14 protein-coding genes are annotated in these 18,678 nt (G+C 45.6%); 9 read left to right on the top strand and 5 right to left on the bottom strand.

Annotated elements, in window-relative coordinates; all coding sequences use genetic code 11:
• Window positions 1-301 precede the first annotated feature (301 nt).
• Entirely contained in the window at window positions 302-565 is a 264-nt protein-coding gene (locus A3762_RS11085) for a late competence development ComFB family protein (protein ID WP_068755507.1), read from the top strand.
• Between the two features lie 10 nt (window positions 566-575).
• On the opposite strand, the gene A3762_RS11080 is transcribed toward A3762_RS11085, so the two are convergent.
• Window positions 576-3,443 carry a DUF349 domain-containing protein gene (locus A3762_RS11080; protein WP_068755504.1) on the bottom strand — a complete coding sequence of 956 codons (2,868 nt, stop codon included), beginning with the start codon at window positions 3,441-3,443 and terminating at the stop codon, window positions 576-578.
• A 179-nt stretch (window positions 3,444-3,622) separates the two neighbouring features.
• Between A3762_RS11080 and A3762_RS11075 the strand changes: the two genes are divergently transcribed.
• Complete coding sequence (locus tag A3762_RS11075) at window positions 3,623-4,090, top strand: regulatory protein RecX (RefSeq protein ID WP_068755501.1); 468 nt, start codon at window positions 3,623-3,625, stop codon at window positions 4,088-4,090.
• A 1-nt stretch (window position 4,091) separates the two neighbouring features.
• Here the strand turns inward: A3762_RS11075 and A3762_RS11070 are convergent, their stop codons facing one another.
• The gene (locus tag A3762_RS11070) at window positions 4,092-4,727 is read right to left on the bottom strand and encodes a phosphoribosyltransferase (protein ID WP_369820678.1); all 636 of its coding nucleotides are present in this window, start codon (window positions 4,725-4,727) and stop codon (window positions 4,092-4,094) included.
• A 39-nt stretch (window positions 4,728-4,766) separates the two neighbouring features.
• Between A3762_RS11070 and A3762_RS11065 the strand changes: the two genes are divergently transcribed.
• Window positions 4,767-5,366, top strand: a complete 600-nt coding sequence (locus A3762_RS11065; protein WP_068755499.1) for a phosphoribosyltransferase — start codon at window positions 4,767-4,769, stop codon at window positions 5,364-5,366.
• Between the two features lie 36 nt (window positions 5,367-5,402).
• Here A3762_RS11065 and A3762_RS11060 read toward each other — a convergent pair whose 3' ends face one another.
• The gene (locus A3762_RS11060) at window positions 5,403-6,005 is read right to left on the bottom strand and encodes a TetR/AcrR family transcriptional regulator (protein ID WP_068755497.1); all 603 of its coding nucleotides are present in this window, start codon (window positions 6,003-6,005) and stop codon (window positions 5,403-5,405) included.
• A 124-nt stretch (window positions 6,006-6,129) separates the two neighbouring features.
• Here A3762_RS11060 and A3762_RS11055 point away from each other — a divergent pair, with 124 nt between their 5' ends.
• Complete coding sequence (locus A3762_RS11055; protein WP_068755496.1) at window positions 6,130-7,308, top strand: efflux RND transporter periplasmic adaptor subunit; 1,179 nt, start codon at window positions 6,130-6,132, stop codon at window positions 7,306-7,308.
• The gene (locus tag A3762_RS11050; protein ID WP_068755493.1) at window positions 7,308-10,463 is read left to right on the top strand and encodes an efflux RND transporter permease subunit; all 3,156 of its coding nucleotides are present in this window, start codon (window positions 7,308-7,310) and stop codon (window positions 10,461-10,463) included. The genes A3762_RS11055 and A3762_RS11050 overlap by 1 nt, the downstream gene beginning before the upstream one ends.
• A gap of 65 nt (window positions 10,464-10,528) precedes the next feature.
• Here A3762_RS11050 and mltF read toward each other — a convergent pair whose 3' ends face one another.
• Window positions 10,529-11,950 carry a membrane-bound lytic murein transglycosylase MltF gene (mltF, locus tag A3762_RS11045; protein WP_068755491.1) on the bottom strand — a complete coding sequence of 474 codons (1,422 nt, stop codon included), beginning with the start codon at window positions 11,948-11,950 and terminating at the stop codon, window positions 10,529-10,531.
• A gap of 168 nt (window positions 11,951-12,118) precedes the next feature.
• Here mltF and purL point away from each other — a divergent pair, with 168 nt between their 5' ends.
• Window positions 12,119-16,021 (top strand): phosphoribosylformylglycinamidine synthase, encoded by a 3,903-nt coding sequence (gene purL / locus A3762_RS11040; protein ID WP_068755488.1) that lies wholly within the window; start codon window positions 12,119-12,121, stop codon window positions 16,019-16,021.
• A 480-nt stretch (window positions 16,022-16,501) separates the two neighbouring features.
• A complete protein-coding gene (locus tag A3762_RS11035; RefSeq protein WP_068475423.1) occupies window positions 16,502-16,831 on the top strand; it encodes an NGG1p interacting factor NIF3 in 330 nt (109 codons plus the stop codon).
• On the opposite strand, the gene A3762_RS11030 is transcribed toward A3762_RS11035, so the two are convergent.
• Window positions 16,828-17,409, bottom strand: coding sequence for an NUDIX hydrolase (locus tag A3762_RS11030; RefSeq protein WP_068755513.1), 582 nt, complete (start codon window positions 17,407-17,409; stop codon window positions 16,828-16,830). The two genes, A3762_RS11035 and A3762_RS11030, sit on opposite strands and share 4 nt — an antisense overlap.
• Before the next feature lie 119 nt (window positions 17,410-17,528).
• Here A3762_RS11030 and A3762_RS11025 point away from each other — a divergent pair, with 119 nt between their 5' ends.
• Complete coding sequence (locus A3762_RS11025) at window positions 17,529-18,158, top strand: CoA pyrophosphatase (RefSeq protein WP_068755486.1); 630 nt, start codon at window positions 17,529-17,531, stop codon at window positions 18,156-18,158.
• Window positions 18,136-18,666, top strand: a complete 531-nt coding sequence (locus tag A3762_RS11020) for a gamma carbonic anhydrase family protein (RefSeq protein WP_068755484.1) — start codon at window positions 18,136-18,138, stop codon at window positions 18,664-18,666. The genes A3762_RS11025 and A3762_RS11020 overlap by 23 nt, the downstream gene beginning before the upstream one ends.
• Window positions 18,667-18,678: the final 12 nt, after the last annotated feature.

Raw genomic sequence — 18,678 nt, 5'->3', positions numbered from 1 at the left:
CTGTTCTGCTTGTGCTAGCAGTTCTTCAAGGCTTTGCTGTGCCGCGTGGGTCAAGCCGAACGACATCATTGCGATGACGGCGACCAATACGTGGGTAAGTTTCATTGCTTTACTCTTTTCACTCGTTGGTCTGAAAGATTGTATGTTATCACTCTTAGCCCTGCCACTAACCTTGCCAAAGTTTATGAGTAACTGTGTTTCGATCACACTTTGTGGTGACACAGTTTGTAAGCTGCACATTTATTACTTAATTTATCATTCTGTTGGATGACTAATTGGATGCTTAAGAGGGAATCAACTTATGTCGGTACTAGACAGTATTTTTAATTACCATGAGCGCTTGGTGGTAGATGAAATGTCTAAACAGCTTAAAAAGCATACGTTTAGCGAAGCGCAATTGAGTGATATTGCGTGTCTTGCTTTGAATAAAGTGCCCGCCAAATACATCAAACATAGCGTGGATCGGGCGTTTTACACGAGTGATGTAGAAAGGATGGAAATCGCGGAAAAAATTGAAAAGGCTGTTGCTGAGGCAATTGCTTACATCGCCTCAGCAAAGCACTAGTTTTTGATATTTATGCGGGTTCAGCGGTTTCGCTTGCTAGTTTTTGGCTCGCTAACTGCGCTGCGCCAAATACTTGTTTGATACAAGCATCAATACGATTTGTATAGATCTCACGCGTTTTTGTATCGAATACATTTTCAGCAAACCATGCAATGAGCAATTGTTCTAACTGTTCTTCTCTCGATAAGCTGGCTGCGCCACTCAAACCTTCTGACAGACGAGTCACTTGCAGTTGCATACGTCGCTCTTGCGCTGACGCCGGAGATTCAAGCCCCGCAGCAATCTCACAACGAATACATAACTCTTGTGCGAGATCGTCATCGCTGATAGTTAGTTTTTGCGCTTTTGATGCTTTGGCCCGCGCTTGGAAACGTTCTTCTAGGCGCTTACTTAATTCAACGGTACTCGCAAAGTTTGCATCGATTTCCTCTTTATTTTCGGCGGCAATCGCGAGAATGTCGGCTTTACGTTGTGCTTCGTTCCATTGAGCCAGAATGCGTTCGAAATCCAACTGTTTAATTTGATGCTTCAAAGCTTCAATACAAGCGTTGTAGCGATCAAGAAGCTCTGTTCGTTTTTTCCCATTAACGTTAGTCACTTGTTTTAGATTGGAGCGCAAGCTTGCTAGGCTTGTCTCGGCGTCTTTTACTGAAGAGAACGTTTGCTTCACTGTTTGTTCAGCTTCGTTTACGATCTCTTCGGTCTGAGCTAGCTTCTCGTCATGTTCCTGTTTTGCTTTATTACGTTGAGCATCTCGTTGGGCAAAAATTTTGTCGCAAGCAGCGCGGAATTCTTTCCAGAGAACCCTGTCTTTCTTGTGTTCGGTAATACCCACTTTTTGCCATTCGCTTTGAAGGTCTTTGGCGCCTTGCATGGCTGTTGAGAGCTCTTCGCTTTCTGCAAAAGCCTGAGCACGAGATACGATATCTTGTTTGATTGCTAAGTTTTGCCCTCGTTCAGCGTCAATTTTATCGTTCAATTTTGCTAGCGTTTGATTGAATTGCTCTTGCAGGCCACGCCCGTGTCTGCGATCAACTGGATGAGCTTCGCGCCATTCGTTGCGAGCTTGACGATTTATTTTTTCTACTGCTTTCCAATCCACTGTTTCCCAGTTGATTTGCTCGACAAATTCAGCAAGTTCAGCGGCAAGCTTTTTACGTTTTTCGAGATTGGCTTTTTTCAGCTCGCCTTGCTCAGAATAATATTCAGCGCATGGTGCAAATGCTGCCTCAGCCGCATTTGAAAAGCGTTGCCATAGGGCAGGGTCTTGCGCGCCGCCAAGACTTTTCCAGCGTTCTTGAAGTTGCTTTATTTGGGCTGACTTTTCTTGAGGATCTATATGCTTATCAATCAGAGCTTCCATCGATTCACATAATCTTTCTTGCTCTGGCGATGCAGCAAAGCCTTGCCAATCTCTCAATTCATTCAGTTGATCACTGCGTAGTTTTAGGGCAGATGTGTAGTGATTTTGTCTTTTCTTAGTCAGCTTTTTATGCAGTTTTCGTACTTGTTGAATCTTTTGTTTGGATGCGTTGAGCTGCTTTTCGTCAAGAAGCTTGTCGAGTGCGGTGAGCGATTGGTTTAGCTCAGCTTCAATCTTCGATTGTTCTTGCTCTTTTGCTTGCTCGTGCTCTTCAGATTTTGCCATCACCTCTGACGCCGTGATCAGTAGTGCGGGGAGGGCGAAATTGTCGGGCCAGCTTACTTTGTCGAGAATGCTCTTAAGTTCTTTATATGCCTCGTATGATGACTGCTGTGTCAGCGATTCAATGCGCGCTTGTTGTTGCGATAATTTTTGCAAGGCGCTCAAGTATTGTCGAAGCGCCGACATTTTTTGTTTGTAAGACTTTTCAGTTTCTTTATCGACAGCTTCTTCTTTGGTGCTTTCAATCCAGCGCGTTTCTTGCGTTTTGATAATGGCATCGATCGCTGAGGTATCCTGAGGAGCTGCGGCTCTCTCAGATAACTGACTCAATGTATCTTCCAAGGTGTTAATTGTTGCGATGAGTTCTGAATCTTGCTGCTCCAAGCTGATGTCGGAGGAGGGGCTTTCTTGATCTTCTGGTTGCTTTGTTTCTGCGCTAACAGAGGCAATTTTTGCCTCTTCAACTTGAATTGCTTGCAGGCGTTTTTCGCAGTCGATAACCAGTGATTGGTAACTACTAACCTGATCATTGCTTGCGACTTCAATAAGCGCGTTACAGCGTTGTTTCAAACTGTCTAACTTTGCGGAGTAAAGGTTAGTGTCGTCTGTGTTTGCAAGTTCTTTGAGATTCGCGAGTAAACCAGAGAGTTGAAGCTTTTGTTGTTCGACTTGTTTTTTGTGTTCACGAATATGGCTTAATTTACTCTTTGCAATTTGAAAGACTTTTTTGTCTTTTGATCGCGCTGTTTCAATAACTTTATCAAGGCATTCTTCAGATTCGATGAGCTCGGTGGCAGCTTGTCTTAGTCGACTTAGCTTCGCTTGTTGTGCGATGAGGATGAGCGCCTCCTCATCTTGAATGCGTGCAAGGCTATTTAGGAATTCATCTGGAGATTCAGTGGCCATTATAATTTGCGCCAAAAAGGTTTTGTCTTCGATGAGGTCAAATAGGCTAAGGCCTAACGATTCACTGAGCTTTGTTAAATGTTCAACCGCAGCGGGTTTGTCCGCATTGTTTAACTTCGCGTAGAGTACAATAACGCGCGCTGGATCGCTTGTTTTACTCAGTGCTGCTTGTCTTACAGAAGGGTTTTCATCATTTAAGAGCAGAGATTCGATAATCTCACGTTGCTCATTGTTATGTGGATCAAGTTGCTGCAGAGCTTCTAATCGAACTTCGGCAGATTTGTTTTGCCATTTTGGTTTAAAAAGCTTGGATAAGAAATTAGCCATATCGTGCCTGTATTCTTGGAACGTAGCAGTTGCCTGCCACGGTAGTCTTTGTTGTTAGATGATATTTTTGTTCTTGTTGAGCAAAAAGTAATCGGAGTAGTTTAACCTTGAAATTGCTAGCAAAGAAGTGTTTATTCGACGCTTGTTGTTAGGTGATGCATAAAGTGTGATGAGTGTGTATGAGTGAGCAAGCTGAGCTGCTGCAAAAACTAAAAAACAAAGCCGTTGATTTGTTAGCGAGGCGTGAATATGCAATTCACGAGTTGAGAGATAAGCTCTTACGGAATTTAGATGAGGACGAACAAGTCCTCGTTGATGATGTGATCGAGCAAATGATCGAAGCAGGCTACTTATGTGAGCAACGTTATGCGGATATGTTGCTGCGATCACGTGTTATGAAGGGCTACGGTGCGGCGCGAGTGAGACAAGAGCTTGCAATGCAAAAAGTCGATTCTGAAGCGGTGATGCTTGCGTTTGAACGTGACGATACAGATTGGTTTGAGCTCGCCAAGCATACGCGGCAGCGTAAGTTTGGTGATTGGGATCTCGGCTTTGACTTAAAGCAGAAGGCGAAGCAGCAACGCTACTTATATAGTCGCGGTTTCAGCAGTGATCAGGTCAATTATGCCTTTGAGCTGAATGAGTGAATTACTTCTTGAGGTGAGGCTTAATGATCTCGTATAGCTCTGGCCTGTTCTCGGCTATTTCTTCATGGCTCAAACCTTCAAGCGAGTGCGGATATTTAAGCCATTCTTCGGTTTCGTGTAAAAAGTAATCGGGCACAATATCAGTCTGATTACGTGTAGGCTTGTAATACGGTACGGCCACTTTTATTTCTTGCGGCGTATTTCTTCTGGCGTGTGTTTCAAGATGTTCAATTACCGCTTTAATGGTATGCCCGGTATCAAATACGTCATCGACGATTAATAAGCGGTCCGTATGTTTCACGTGTTTGATGAGATAGCTCATACCGTGAATGCGAATCTCATTTGAGCGGCCATCAATGGCAGCTGCGTAGGAAGAAGTTCGAATGGCGATATGATCTGTTTCAATACCGTGATACTCAAGCAGCTCTTGTACTGCCGTCCCAATCGGTGTCCCGCCTCGCCATAGAGCAATAATAATGCTTGGTTTGAAGCCTGAATCTAGAATTTGCGTGCCTAAACGGAACGAATCTTCTAGTAATTGTTGTGCGCCGATGTAGGTTTTAAGAATCACCGATTGAATCCCAGTATGCTCAATATAAGTGGCTCGATTATTTACTTTTTCAAAAACATTTTGCAAGCTGAGTATCGTATATCGAGTATAAATAGGATGGGTGAAATGGCCGGGCTAGAACAGCAGAAGCAAGCGAAAAAACGATATGTCGAAGAGCAGTCGTTGGTGGAAGATAGCTATCGCTTGGCGGTCAAAATATATGAAAGTGGTTTTCGTCCAGACTTTATTGTCGGTATTTGGCGTGGCGGGTCGACAGTAGGTATTTATGTGCAAGAGTGTTTACAAACGCTGGGGGTCGAAACAGACCATATTGCTATTCGAACATCATACCGCGGCATGGAACAATACTTTGAAGAGTTAGAGGGCAATCAGGGTATTCGTGTTCATGGTATTCAATATTTGCTTGAGAATATGAATTACGACGACAAGCTGCTTATTGTCGATGATGTATTCAGTACTGGGCGCCATATCGATGCGGTTATTCAGCGTTTATCAAGTAAAGCTAAACGGAACATGCCTGAAGATACACGTATTGCGATGCCATATTTCAAAGAGGGCTTATCTGAGACTGGTCGGGAGCCAGACTACTTTCTCCATAAAACGCAAGACTGGTTGGTGTTGCCGTATGAGTTAACCGGTCTAACCCTCGAAGAGATTGAGCAAAACAAACCTTGGGTGAAGCCTTTCTTACGCCCGGACCTGTAGTATCGAGATCGTTAGTGGGAGAGCTCATTTGCTGTCCTAGTGCGTGTTTCTCGCTGAAGTGAACTCGCCCTCAAAGAAAGATTCGAGCAAGGCATGCTTGTCGATTCCGTAAGTGAGTTTGTTCGTTAGGTCTAGTACGACGATGCCATGTATTGTCGCCCAAAATAAATGAGCTAGTTTTTCTGGTTCGCCTTTTAAATAACCTTGTTGTACAGCGTCTCTTACTGAGTTTCGCAGCGTATCGAAGGCGCGATTCCCCATTAGCGTAACATGGTTGCTAGGCTCGCTCGGTTGGTCTAATTCAAACATTAAACGAAATGCATCGGTGTGTGCGGCTGCGTAGTCTGCATACCCTTGGCCCAGTGCATTGATTCGTTCAACAGGGTGGGGATGGGCTTCAACAATCTGTTCGTGAAACTCAGCGAATCGCTCGAAAGCGCGAGCGCGACAAGCATCAAAAATCGCTTCTTTGTTTTCAAAATAGCGATATGGCGTCATGGCGCTGCAACCAGTCGCCAGGGCAATAGCCCTAATTGATACGTCACGGTATCCGTGTTTCGCAAATAGTATGAGTGCTTGGTCCATAAGCTTTGCTCTGAACTCTGCTACTTCTTGTTCGTCTAGTTTTCTTCTTCCCATGAGTCATACGATAAGTTAAAAAATTGACAGTGTAAAATTTACAGTGTAAAAAAATAAATCCGAAAGTGTGGACTCGTTCGTAGTTCCGTTAGTTTTTTTAGAAATCGAATTAAGTGAGGAGCAAATGCCATCCATTCAAAGGTTGACCCATTCACCCATTTTTCTTGTTTCGGTGTTTTTTGTTTTCCTCTCGGCAGCACTTGGCGTTAGTCGAATAACACATTCTTCAACGAGCAATGACATTGCTGTGTCAGCCGTTTTGGTTGAGACGCTTGGTGATGGTGGCGAGATTTTCGTGCCAGAATATGAGCAGTTTGTTGCGCGTGTTGAGGCTGCACAGCGCGTAGAGCTAGGCTTTGATATCGCAAGCCGGCTTGTCTCTATTTCAAAGAAAGAAGGTGAGGCCTTTGTTGCTGGGGAGATTCTCGCGCAGCTTGATACTGCTCGTTTGCAAGCAAGACAAACCGAGTTGCGTGCGACGCGTGATAGGGCGGTTGCTTCATTAGATCTTGCTAAGTCATCTCTCAAGCGAACAAAAGGGCTGCGCACAAATAGTAATGTTTCTGCTCAGGCTTTAGATGAAGCCATCCGACAACGACAAGCAGCAGAGGCTGACCTAGCGTTCGCGAATGCACAATTGTCATCGATTAAGTTGGAATTGCAGAAATCTGTACTCAAGGCGCCTTTTGATGGGGTGGTGATTGAGCGTCTGAGCGACGTCGGCAGAACAATGAGTGTTGGCTTGCCAGTTCTCTTGGTCGAGCAAAGCGCTATGGCAGAGATTCGAGCAAGCTTGCCTTTACGAGTCGCCCAGAAACTGGCTGAAGGGCAGGCGGTTCGTCTTGAACATTCTGCTGGAGTGTTTGAAGCCAAGGTTGATCGCATCAAGTTTAGTCTTTCGGGCAATCGAGCGTCAGACGTGTTTCTGCACGTTGCCGATATAGATGAACGAGGTTTAGTTCCCGGTGAAATCTTGAGTCTGCAATTACGTAGTGATCGTCAGCGCTCTGGTTTATGGCTGCCGATAGAGGCACTGAGTGAATACGGTCGCGGTTTATGGTCAGTGTATCTTGCTGAGCCGCTTGCAGTGGAAGGTGAAGCGAATTCTGTAGGTGATGCAACCGCTGTAATCTCTCGAAAAACGGTGATGATCGATCGCTTTGCAGGCGACTACGTTTTGGTAAGGGGCGGACTCGCGAAAGATGATTTGCCGAACGTTGTGCTCAGAGCTACGCATAGAATTGTGGCGAATCAAAAAGTCCGATATGCCGATCAAAACGCCGTGATCGTAGGAGCCCAGTAATGCAGAAATCTGGATCACGCTTAAGCTCTGTCAGTGCTGCGTTTTACGAAAACCTCCATCTTTTGTTGATGACCTTGATTGTGATTTGCGCCGCAGGTTTATCTGCTTGGTTTGCGCTACCTAAGATCGAAGATCCTCGTATTACACAACGCTTTATTTCTGTTGTGACAGAGTTTCCGGGTGCATCGGCAAGGCTGGTTGAATCTTCAATTACTGAAGTGCTTGAGTCTGAGTTAGCGAGCATTTCTGAGATCAAAACGATTAATTCAACGTCTCGTAGTAATGTTTCGGTTCTAGCTGTGGAACTCGAAGATAGAGTTACCTCTCAAACCAACCAACAGCTGATTTCTCGCGTGAGAGATCGCATTAAAGATGCGAGCCGTAAGCTCCCGCCACAAGCTTCTGTTCCAAAGATTATCGAAGAAGAGAACATCGCATACGCATATACCTTGATTACAGCTGTGAAGTGGCAGGGCGAAGGTGAGCCTCAGCTCGATATTATGAATCGCATTTCGCAAATATTGAAAGATCGCATTGAAGCGGTTCCAGGTACTGAGTATGTCAGTGTACATGGCGCGCCAGATGAGACAGTGCAAATATATGTAGAACCGTATGAATTAGCCGAACTAGGGATGACGGTTCAAGAGTTAGCGGCGATTGTTGAAGCATCCGACTCCAAAGAAGTTGCGGGTCGTCTGTTGAGCGACAAAGTATTTAGCGCTATAGAAGTGCGTGGCGAGTTTGACTCGCTTGATCGTATTCGACAGTTGCCAGTGAAAAGCACCAGTGGTGACGTATTGTTGCGTGATATAGCTACTGTCGAAAAAAGTTACTCTAAACCAGAAGATAACATCATGCGTGTTGATGGTGATCGCGTCATATTGGTCGCAGCGCGTATCGAAGTTTCAAGTCAGATTAATCCTTGGACTGCGTCGGTTAAAAATGTGCTGAGGTCAGTTGAGGCAGAGACCGGTGGGGTTGTCTCCTTGGATGAGGTGTTTGAGCAGGCGAGCTATACCAAAGATCGTTTGCAGAGCCTTGGTCAAAACTTGATGGCGGGCATGATTGCCGTATTACTCGTTGTGTGGCTGTTTATGGGCTGGCGCTCTGGGTTAATCGTGGCATGCTCGCTGCCGCTCGCAGCGGCTTGTGTCTTGTTTGCTTTAAATGTGTTGAATCTCCAAGTTCAGCAGATGTCGATGTTTGGCATGATTGTCGCGATTGGTCTGTTGATCGACAACGCTATTGTGATGACGGATGAAGTCAGCACTAGAATAAAGCAGGGTTTCGCGTCCTCGGAAGCGATCCGACAAGCTTTTGATCATCTGTTTATGCCTCTACTAGCATCAACGCTCACTACTATTCTTGCGTTCATGCCAATCCTCTTGATTGAGGGTAATGCCGGAGACTTCATTGGTACGATATCAGTGAGCGTGATATTGGCTTTGATCGCTTCATTCTGTTTGTCCATGACTGTGATTCCTGCTATCTGTGCCTTGCTTGAGAACAAGCTCGCCAAGCCAAATGAGTCTCGCTGGTGGCAGGTTGGTGTTAGCTCAAAAGAAAAATCAGAAGGCTATCAGCGTTTTCTCGCGCACAGTTTGCGTAAGCCATGGTTAGCGGTTGTGACTGCACTTGGTTTGAGTATTTTTGGTGTGCTTTCTGTTGGCTCTTTGCCAAAAGTATTCTTTCCGACCGCTGATCGCGACATGTTCGAGTTACGCGTTTGGTTTGAATCAAATACGAGTGTTCCTGCTGCAGATGCCCTAGTGCAGGAAATAGACGCGTTGATTCGTAATAAAGCAGAGGTAAAACAAACGGTTTGGTCTATTGGGGATAGTGTTCCGGCGTTTTACTACAACCAATTGATGAATAATCGCAACCAGAACTACTACGCCGAAGTGGTGGTGACTGCTGAGGATGTCGAGGCATCATCAAGCCTAATAGATGAGCTTCAAGTTGAGTTAAGCGAGCGCTTTACTCAAGTTCAAATTGTTGCCAAGCCTTTCTCTCAAGGACCGCCTGTTGAAGCGCCAATTGAGTTTCGGGTGTTTGGCCCTGAAACGGATGTGTTAAGAACTTTAGGTGAAGAGCTACGAGCAATTATTTCTCAGCAATCTGGTGTGTTGCATACCCAAGCATCAGTAAAACCGGGCGCTCCGAAGATTGAGTTTGATGCGAATGAAACTGCGCTCGGCGAAATGGGGCTTCAGCTCGACTCGGTAGCTGCTCAGCTGCAAGCTGCCTACGAAGGCGTTCAAGCAGGCAGCATGTTAGAAGACATTACGCAGTTACCGGTAACTGTGAGCTATGAGAATAGTCAGCGTGCAAGGATCGAACAGTTGCGCGCTTTCCCGATTGTTCAACCAGATGGCCGATGGGTGCCAGCTAATGCCTTTGGAGAATTCAATTTAACGCCCGACGCGGCCTCAATTACTCGTCGTAATGGTGAGCGAGTAAATATTATTCACGGTTATCTTTCACAGCACGTGACCCCGATAGATATTACCAATGCCGTTGTTGAACGACTTGAGTCAGGTGGTTGGGTGCTACCTGAGGGGTATCGCTGGTCTGTGGGCGGTGATGCGGAAGAGAGTAAGCGAGCAAATGCATCACTAGCGGCCAACCTACCTGTTTTGGTTTTATTGATGGTGACTTGCTTGGTTTTAGCATTTCGCAGTTTTAGGTTGGCAACAATCATTGGCATGGTCGCATTACTTGCTGCGGGCTTTGGCTTTTTATCGCTTTGGATTAGTGGATATGCATTGGGCTTTAATCCTTTGATTGGTATCACTGGTCTGATCGGTGTGGCGATTAATGGCTCCATTGTCGTGATCGCTGCAATGGAAGCCAATGAGAAGGCTAAAGCCGGAGATCATCAAGAGATTATCAATGCGGTGATGTCTTGTACGCGACATATTTTGAGTACAACGCTCACCACGATTGCTGGATTCATACCGTTGATTCTGCTTGTTGGTGGGCAATTCTGGCCGCCATTAGCGGTAGTGATTGCAGGCGGAATTGGCTTCTCGATTATCTTGTCGTTGTGGTTTACGCCAAGTATTTACGTATGGTGGATTGGTCGATCGGGTGCCGCAGCGCGTCTAAATCCTGGACATGCTACGAGATATCGAGAGCCAATCTCAGCCGAATAGAAAAGACTAAAGGTAAGTGTGGTGCGAATACATGTGCGATAACAGGTAGGGGAGTTTCTCTACGACTATCGCACTAGGTTTTCGTCGAAGTTTATGGTGTTTTTGGGGCGCTCTCTGCGTTTACTCTCATCTAGCCAACGCAATACGTCATAGTAACGACGAATGTTTTGCACGTAGATCACTGGCTCTTTACCGCGCGCATAACCGTATTTTGTTTGTGAGTAGTATTTCTTCTGTTGAAGAAGAGGTAGGAAATCTTTCACATCCGCCCACTTGTTTGGGTCCTTGCCACCTTTCTCGGTCAGCATGCGGGCATCTTCAAGATGTCCGAGACCAACATTATAAGAAGCCAGCGCAAACCATGTCCGATCGGGTTCCTGGACGTCTTCGGAAATACGTTTGTGTATTTTAGAGAAGTATTTAGAGCCGCCTTTGATGCTTTGAATCGGATCAAGACGATTTTTAATGCCCATTTCTTTAGCGGTGACCAAAGTGAGCATCATCAAACCTCGAACTCCCGTTGGTGAGACGGCATTAGGTCGCCAGTGAGATTCTTGGTAACCCATTGCGGCCATCAAACGCCAGTCGGTTTCGTATTCGGTCGCGTACTTTTTATAGGTATCCTCATACTTTGGTAGGCGTTGTTTTGTGTGGCGAATGAAGGTGCGCGCGCCCACATAGTTCACTTGCGCTAGATGGCCATAATAGCGTTCTTCTAACTGCATCAATGTGCCATCTTCATTGGATTGATGGATAAATGCATTGGCTGCGTTAATCAGAGTGTTGTCACTGTTGTTTGGGAAAAACCAAGCAATGCCTCTGCTTGAGCCAAATTCAAAGGCTTGGCGGACGCGAGGATAAAAAGCGCGGTGAAGTTTCAGTTCTAGTGAGTAAACGAGGGCAAAATCAACCTCTTTGTCTTGAACCATGCGAATCAATTCTTCGGTGTCGCTGTTTACGGTTTCCCATTTTAGATCGGGATGATTGAGTATCAGCGATTCAAGTTCAGTGACCAAGTCACTGTCGCTCACAACAGCAATCGTTTTTCCGGATAGATCCGCGATAGAGCGCGGACGTTTTGAGCCATATCGATACACAATCAAAGGAGTTGTTTCTAGAAAGGGCTCGCTGTGTTTATACTTTGAGGTATTTGCTTCACTGAGTACCATCATTGAAGCGGCCATGTTGGTGTAGTTGTTGTCGAGTGCGGAGCGTATCTGAGCGCGTGTGCCGGCAACTTTGACGTCGAGATCTAGCCCCAGATTTTTGGCAAAGAGTGAAGCGAACTCATACTCAAATCCTTCACTTGTATCGCGGCCCTCATAATAAATGCCCGGTGCGTTTCTGCTAATCACGTGCAGAGTCTTACGTTCTTTGATTTGCTCGAGTTGGCTGGGTTGTTCGCAGCCGACTAATCCAAGCGCAAAAATAAGGCAGCAAAACAGATAGTTTGCTTGCGATAATGATTTACTAAGAGATTGATTCAAAAGAATACTTCAGACAGTAATTATTAAATTTATAGCTTAATCAGTATAGAGAATGATGAACATTTGAGCGAGCATTGATCTATGCACGTTAAATTGTTAACAGTGAAATGCGTTTGAAGTATCATACGCGCCTTTCTACATCTCACCCAATGAGGCTTGGTCCGAATTATGATGGAACTCCGCGGTGCACCTGCTTTATCCCCCTTTAAGCAACAGTCTCTACTTGCCCAATTACGAGAAATAAATAGTGCAGTCGAATCGGTATATGCCGAATTTATGCATTTCGTTGACGCAGTAGATACCATTGGTGAACAAGAACTCAGTGTATTAAATCGCTTATTAACATATGGCCCTAAGAGCCAATTAGAAGCGACAGAAGGCAAATTGTTCTTAGTTGTGCCTCGTGTCGGAACGATTTCTCCATGGTCGAGTAAGGCAACAGATATCGCCTTAGGCTGTGGGCTTGATCAGATCAAACGAATAGAACGTGGCATTGCTTACTATGTGCGTGTTGATGGGAACCTTGATGCAAATACTGTCGGTGCATTGTCTGACGTGCTTCACGATCGCATGACACAGACTGTATTCCATGAGTTTGCGGGTGCAGAACTTCTGTTCAAACAGTCAGAGCCAGCAGCGCTAAGTACCGTCGATGTGATTGCCTATGGGCAAGATGCCTTGACCGAAGCCAACAAGCGAATTGGTTTAGCGCTCGCGGAAGATGAAATTGAATATTTGACCAAAGCATTTATCGATCTTGGGCGTAACCCTAGCGATGTAGAACTGATGATGTTCGCGCAAGCCAACTCTGAGCATTGCCGCCATAAAATCTTCAACGCGTCTTGGGATATTGATGGGGAAGCTCAAGATAAATCGCTGTTTGCGATGATCAAGAATACAAATCAACTGAGCGGAGAAGGGGTTTTATCTGCGTATAAAGACAACGCGTCAGTGATTGTAGGCTCGAAGGGCAAGCGATTCTTCCCGAACCCAGAAACGAAGGTCTACGAAGGAAATGAAGAAGATATTCATATCCTGATGAAAGTAGAGACTCACAACCATCCAACGGCGATTTCACCTTTTAGTGGTGCATCTACGGGTTCTGGTGGTGAAATTCGTGACGAAGGTGCGACGGGTAAAGGCTCTAAACCTAAAGCGGGTTTGACTGGTTTTACGGTTTCTAACTTGAATATTCCGGGCTTCGAACAGCCGTGGGAGCAAGATTTTGGTAAGCCCGACCGCATTTGTTCCGCATTAGATATTATGTTGGATGGGCCGATTGGTGGTGCTGCGTTCAATAATGAATTCGGTCGTCCGAACCTAACGGGATATTTCCGTACGTTTGAACAAGAAGTGGCAAGTTCACTAGGACGAGAAGTTAAAGGCTACCACAAGCCGATTATGATCGCTGGTGGTCTTGGAAATATTCGTGGCGAGCACGTTGAAAAAGGCGAGATCAAAGTAGGTGCCAAACTGATTGTATTGGGTGGCCCAGCAATGCTGATTGGCCTAGGCGGTGGCGCTGCCTCGTCAATGGACTCTGGCTCAAGTCACGCAGATTTAGACTTTGCATCTGTGCAACGTGAAAACCCTGAAATGGAACGTCGTTGCCAAGAGGTGATTGACCGCTGCTGGCAACTTGGTGATCAAAACCCGATTGCTTTCATTCACGATGTGGGCGCTGGCGGTTTATCTAATGCCTTTCCTGAATTGGTGAAAGATGGTGGTCGTGGTGGTCGCTTTGATTTGCGCAAAGTGCCAAACGATGAGCCGGGTATGGCGCCGCATGAGATTTGGTGTAATGAATCCCAAGAGCGTTATGTGTTGGCTGTTGAGGATAAAGACCTAGCTAAGTTTGAAGAGCTTTGCGCTCGCGAGCGTTGTCCTTATGCCATTGTTGGTGAAGCGTTAGAAGAGCATGAGCTGACGCTTGATGATCCGCATTTTGAGAATAAGCCTGTTGATTTGCCGATGTCGGTATTGTTCGGCAAACCGCCTAAAATGCACAGAAGTGTGGAGTCGGGCAAGTTCACGAAAGAAGTTTTCGATTCTACCGGTATTGATATTAACGAAGCGGTAGATCGTGTTTTAAGTTTGCCGAGTGTAGCGAGTAAAAACTTCCTGATTACAATCGGCGACCGCAGTATCACAGGAATGGTTGCCCGTGATCAGATGGTTGGGCCTTGGCAGGTACCTGTGGCAGATGTCGCGGTAACGAGTTCTGATCTTGATGGGTACGCTGGTGAAGCTATGGCGATGGGTGAGCGTACTCCGATCGCCGTGATCGATGCAGCAGCTTCCGCCCGAATGGCGGTTGGAGAGGCAGTAACAAATTTGGCTGCAGCATCGATTGATCAGTTAGGGGATATTCGAATGTCTGCTAACTGGATGGCTGCGGCAGGCCACGCAGGTGAAGATGACAACTTATATAAAGCTGTCGAAGCTGTGGGTATCGAATTGTGTCCGGAGCTAGGCATTTCGATACCAGTCGGTAAAGACTCGATGTCTATGAAGACAGTTTGGAAAGAAGACGGCGCAGATAAGTCAGTTGTGTCGCCAATGTCTTTGATCATCTCAGGGTTCGCACCGGTTGTAGATGTTCGTCAGACCCTAACGCCTCAGCTGCAAGTATCTGATCAAGCAACTGATCTGATTTTGATTGACCTTGCAAACGGTCAAAACCGTTTGGGCGGTTCGGCTTTGGCTCAAGTATATTCTCAGGTTGGTGCGATCGCGCCAGATCTTAATGACTCTGAAGACTTAAAAGCCTTCTTTGCTGTGATTCAGGGCTTAAACAAAGACGGTAAGCTATTGGCTTATCATGACCGTTCAGATGGCGGTTTATTGGCGACTTTGGCAGAGATGTCCTTCGCAGGCCATGTGGGTGTTGACATCAAACTCGACCAGCTTGCTGAAGATGATTCACACTTTGCCCGTGAATTGTTTAATGAAGAGCTTGGTGCGGTGATTCAAGTCAATGCTGCCGATACCGAGGAAGTGCTTCAGCAGTTTACTGCTGCAGGATTAGGTGAACACACGTTAGTGATCGGCACATTAAATGATGACGACATGGTGCGTTGTAGCTTTGACGGTAAAGCGGTCATTGAGCGTTCTCGTTCTAGCTTGTGGCAACTGTGGTCTACAACCAGCTATAAAATGCAAAGCCTGCGTGATAATTCAGAATGTGCACAGCAAGAGTTTGATGCTTTAGCTGATGCCAACAATCCTGGTCTACATGCTGAATTGAGCTTTGATCTCAATGAAGATGTTGCTGCGCCTTATATTAATACAGGGGCCAAACCTCGTATTGCTGTATTGCGTGAGCAAGGCGTAAATGGTCAAACAGAAATGGCTGCAGCATTCACGCGAGCAGGATTTGAAGCACAAGACGTGCACATGAGTGACCTCGGCGCTCAACGCGTAGATCTAGCTGATTTTAATGCGCTTGTTGCATGTGGTGGCTTCTCTTATGGCGACGTACTTGGTGCAGGTGAAGGTTGGGCAAAATCGATTTTGTTCAATGAGCAAGTTAAGGATCAGTTCCAAACATTCTTTGATCGTGATCAGACCCTAGCCTTGGGCGTGTGTAACGGCTGTCAGATGTTATCGAACTTGCGTGAGCTTATTCCTGGTGCAGATTTATGGCCGCATTTTGTGCGTAATCGCTCAGAGCAATTTGAAGCGCGTGCAGTGATGGTTGAGTTGTTAGAATCAAATTCAATCATGTTGCAAGGAATGGCGGGAACGCGTATACCGGTCGCTGTGGCGCACGGAGAAGGGCGCGCTGAGTTTAGTAATGACAATGCACTAGCTAGCTTACAGGCACAGTCTCAAGTTGCATTGCGTTATGTTGATAACTATGGTTCTGCGACGGAAGCTTATCCGTTTAACCCTAATGGATCTCCTGAGGGGATAACGGGTTTAAGTTCTTCTGATGGTCGTGTGACGATCATGATGCCGCATCCTGAGCGTGTTTATCGAACACTTCAGAACTCATGGCATCCGCAAGGTTGGGGTGAAAATGCTCCATGGTTGCGCTTATTCCAGAACGCTAGAGCATTCTTTAAATAACGAATGCTTTTAATTTAAATGGGGTTATAGCTTTGCTCTGACCCCATTTTTTTTTGCCTATATAACTTAGTGCTTTTAATTTGTCCTGTTTTCTAAAAAACTTGTCTAAAAATAAACATGCAAATGTAAAGTTTTGTGCCATACTGTAGTCTCGTTGCGGCCTGAAAGTACTTTTTCGCAGCATTTATAATAAGAAATACGCAGTCTCTATTTCATCTAATTTTCACTCTGTCAATGCATTTTTTGGGTGCGTTGGAATTCTTATGCACAAACTTGGCCGTTTACGGCAAGGTGTAGCGCGCCTTGTGCATAAAAAAAGTATTTTGATACATTGACAAATGTAACTTATTGATTTTATTGATTTATTTATTTTTTGATCAAAAAGCCCGCAAGCTGTTTCAAAAGCTTATATTATGCGGTTTTGACGCAAGTTAAGACTAAGTATCCCCAGAGTTATCCACAGATCTTGTGAGTAAGAATATGTCGATAAAACCAGATTATTTTTTGAGCTTTTACGTGCCTGTAACGGATTGTGATTTCGTAAAGAAGTCTGTGTTTGCAGCTGGTGCGGGAAGGATAGGTAATTATGAACATTGCTCGTTTGAAACGCGAGGCATTGGCCAGTTTAAGCCAATCGGTTTGGCAAATCCTACCATCGGCGAAGTAGATCAATTAAGCGAAGTCGAGGAGGCTAAAGTCGATATGGTGTGTAGTGCAAAACATATCGCGGACGCAGTGCAAGCATTAAAAAATGCGCATCCTTATGAGGAACCCGCTTACCACGTGATAAAACTCGAGACGCAGTTTTAGCGCACCCAGTCTTCACCCAGCGTTGCTGAAAATTCAACCTCTCTCGGTTCTCGGAATGCATCAGACACGTGCGTGGGAAATTTCCCTTCTTTCCTATCCGCAAAATAACGCTTCAAAGTACGTTTAACGGTAGGGAAGGCTAGCTCATCCCACGGGATTTCTTCTTCTGTATACAGTGCGCACTCAAGGCTTTCCGTTCCAACGCCGAACTTGCCATCAATGAGTGTGGCCAAGAAGTACATATGGACTTGATTGATTTGAGGAACGTTGATAACGGTTAACAGGGAGTGCAGCGTTACTTTTGCTTCGGCTTCTTCCCATGTTTCTCGTGCTGCTGCTTCCATGGTCGTTTCTTGGTTTTCCATAAATCCTGCAGGCAGTGTCCAATAGCCATAGCGCGGTTCAATGGCTCTCTTGCAAAGAAGTACTTTATCTTCGAATACAGGAAGTGTGCCCGCGACAATGTTTGGATTTTGATAGTGAATGGTCTCGCATTGAGGGCATACGTATCGAAGTCGACTATCGTCGGCTGGAATTTTCTGTTCAACGGCATGGCCGCAATTACTGCAAAAGTTCATATCAAAATGTGCCCATTCTCTATTTTTGGCTAGCGCGACATTCTCTAGCACACAGACTCAATTAACAATCCCTAAACCCTATGCTAAGGTGCCCAATCTCAAATTTATTGAACTACCTCATGAGTCTTATACAGCAGTTCGAAAGTCGTCTTAGTGATTATCAACCTAGACAATTAGGTGCTGAGCTTCCCAAAGCTGGCGTGTTAATGCCAATTACCCGCAATACTGCTAGACCTGAGGTTATTTTGACGCGTCGTTCGTCGCGTCTCTCTACGCACAGTGGTCAAGTTGCCTTCCCAGGGGGTAAGTTCGATCACACCGACGAAACTCTCATTAATACTGCATTGCGCGAAACGCATGAAGAACTAGGTATTGCGCCGAGTTCGGTCGAAGTCATTGGTGGCCTGAGTCAGGTCGTTTCTCTTCATGGTATACAGGTAAACCCTTTTGTTGGACTTGTTGACCATGATATTTCAGTGGTACCCAGCCCCTATGAAATTGAAAGTGTCTTTCGCGTTCCATTGGACTTCTTTTTAGATGCACAACCTATTCGTCGAGATAGAATGACCTACAAAGGAACCTCTCTTGCAGTTCCATCGTATGAGTATGAATATCAGGGTATCCGTTATGAAATTTGGGGGCTCACAGCGATTGTGCTGGTTGAGTTTTTGAATGTCGCAATGGATGCAAGAATAACAATATTTGATGACTACCTGAAGGATAGAGATGAAATTCAGCCTAAACGATAAGCAACCTGTTCAACATGGTGCTCCAGGCTTTATCGCGCCTAACGCGAGCTTGGTTGGTGATATTGAATTGCATGAGGACGCGAGCGTTTGGTTCAACGTTGTAATCCGTGCAGATAATGACAAAGTCGTTGTTGGCCCGCAAAGCAATATTCAGGACGGGTCGGTGTTGCACATCGATCCCGGATTTCCTCTTAATATAGGCAAGGGCGTCACTATCGGTCACAAGGTCATGTTGCATGGCTGTACGATCGGTGATTACAGCTTGATAGGCATCAACGCGGTAGTGTTAAATGGCGCCAAAATTGGGAAGCATTGTTTGATTGGTGCGAATGCATTAATCACAGAAAATATGGAAATCCCTGACGGTTCAATGGTGGTAGGAAGCCCCGCCAAAATTAAACGCACTCTCAGCGACCAGCAAATGAAAATGCTGGAGCTAAGTGCAGCGCATTATGTGTCGAATTCTCAGCGCTATCAAAAGCATTTGAAACAGCTAGAAGATGCATAGTTAGTAAAACTA

The organism is Oleiphilus sp. HI0125 (assembly GCF_001635355.1).
This window is presented reverse-complemented; position numbering and strand designations above follow the sequence as displayed.

What these genes read in the sequence shown, in the direction of transcription:
- A3762_RS11085 (WP_068755507.1), top strand. Translation starts at nt 302, where the DNA reads ATGTCGGTACTAGACAGTATTTTTAATTACCATGAGCGCTTGGTGGTA.
- A3762_RS11080 (WP_068755504.1), bottom strand. Translation starts at nt 3,443, where the DNA reads ATGGCTAATTTCTTATCCAAGCTTTTTAAACCAAAATGGCAAAACAAA.
- A3762_RS11075 (WP_068755501.1), top strand. Translation starts at nt 3,623, where the DNA reads ATGAGTGAGCAAGCTGAGCTGCTGCAAAAACTAAAAAACAAAGCCGTT.
- A3762_RS11065 (WP_068755499.1), top strand. Translation starts at nt 4,767, where the DNA reads ATGGCCGGGCTAGAACAGCAGAAGCAAGCGAAAAAACGATATGTCGAA.
- A3762_RS11060 (WP_068755497.1), bottom strand. Translation starts at nt 6,005, where the DNA reads ATGGGAAGAAGAAAACTAGACGAACAAGAAGTAGCAGAGTTCAGAGCA.
- A3762_RS11055 (WP_068755496.1), top strand. Translation starts at nt 6,130, where the DNA reads ATGCCATCCATTCAAAGGTTGACCCATTCACCCATTTTTCTTGTTTCG.
- A3762_RS11050 (WP_068755493.1), top strand. Translation starts at nt 7,308, where the DNA reads ATGCAGAAATCTGGATCACGCTTAAGCTCTGTCAGTGCTGCGTTTTAC.
- purL (WP_068755488.1), top strand. Translation starts at nt 12,119, where the DNA reads ATGATGGAACTCCGCGGTGCACCTGCTTTATCCCCCTTTAAGCAACAG.
- A3762_RS11035 (WP_068475423.1), top strand. Translation starts at nt 16,502, where the DNA reads ATGTCGATAAAACCAGATTATTTTTTGAGCTTTTACGTGCCTGTAACG.
- A3762_RS11030 (WP_068755513.1), bottom strand. Translation starts at nt 17,409, where the DNA reads ATGAACTTTTGCAGTAATTGCGGCCATGCCGTTGAACAGAAAATTCCA.
- A3762_RS11025 (WP_068755486.1), top strand. Translation starts at nt 17,529, where the DNA reads ATGAGTCTTATACAGCAGTTCGAAAGTCGTCTTAGTGATTATCAACCT.
- A3762_RS11020 (WP_068755484.1), top strand. Translation starts at nt 18,136, where the DNA reads ATGAAATTCAGCCTAAACGATAAGCAACCTGTTCAACATGGTGCTCCA.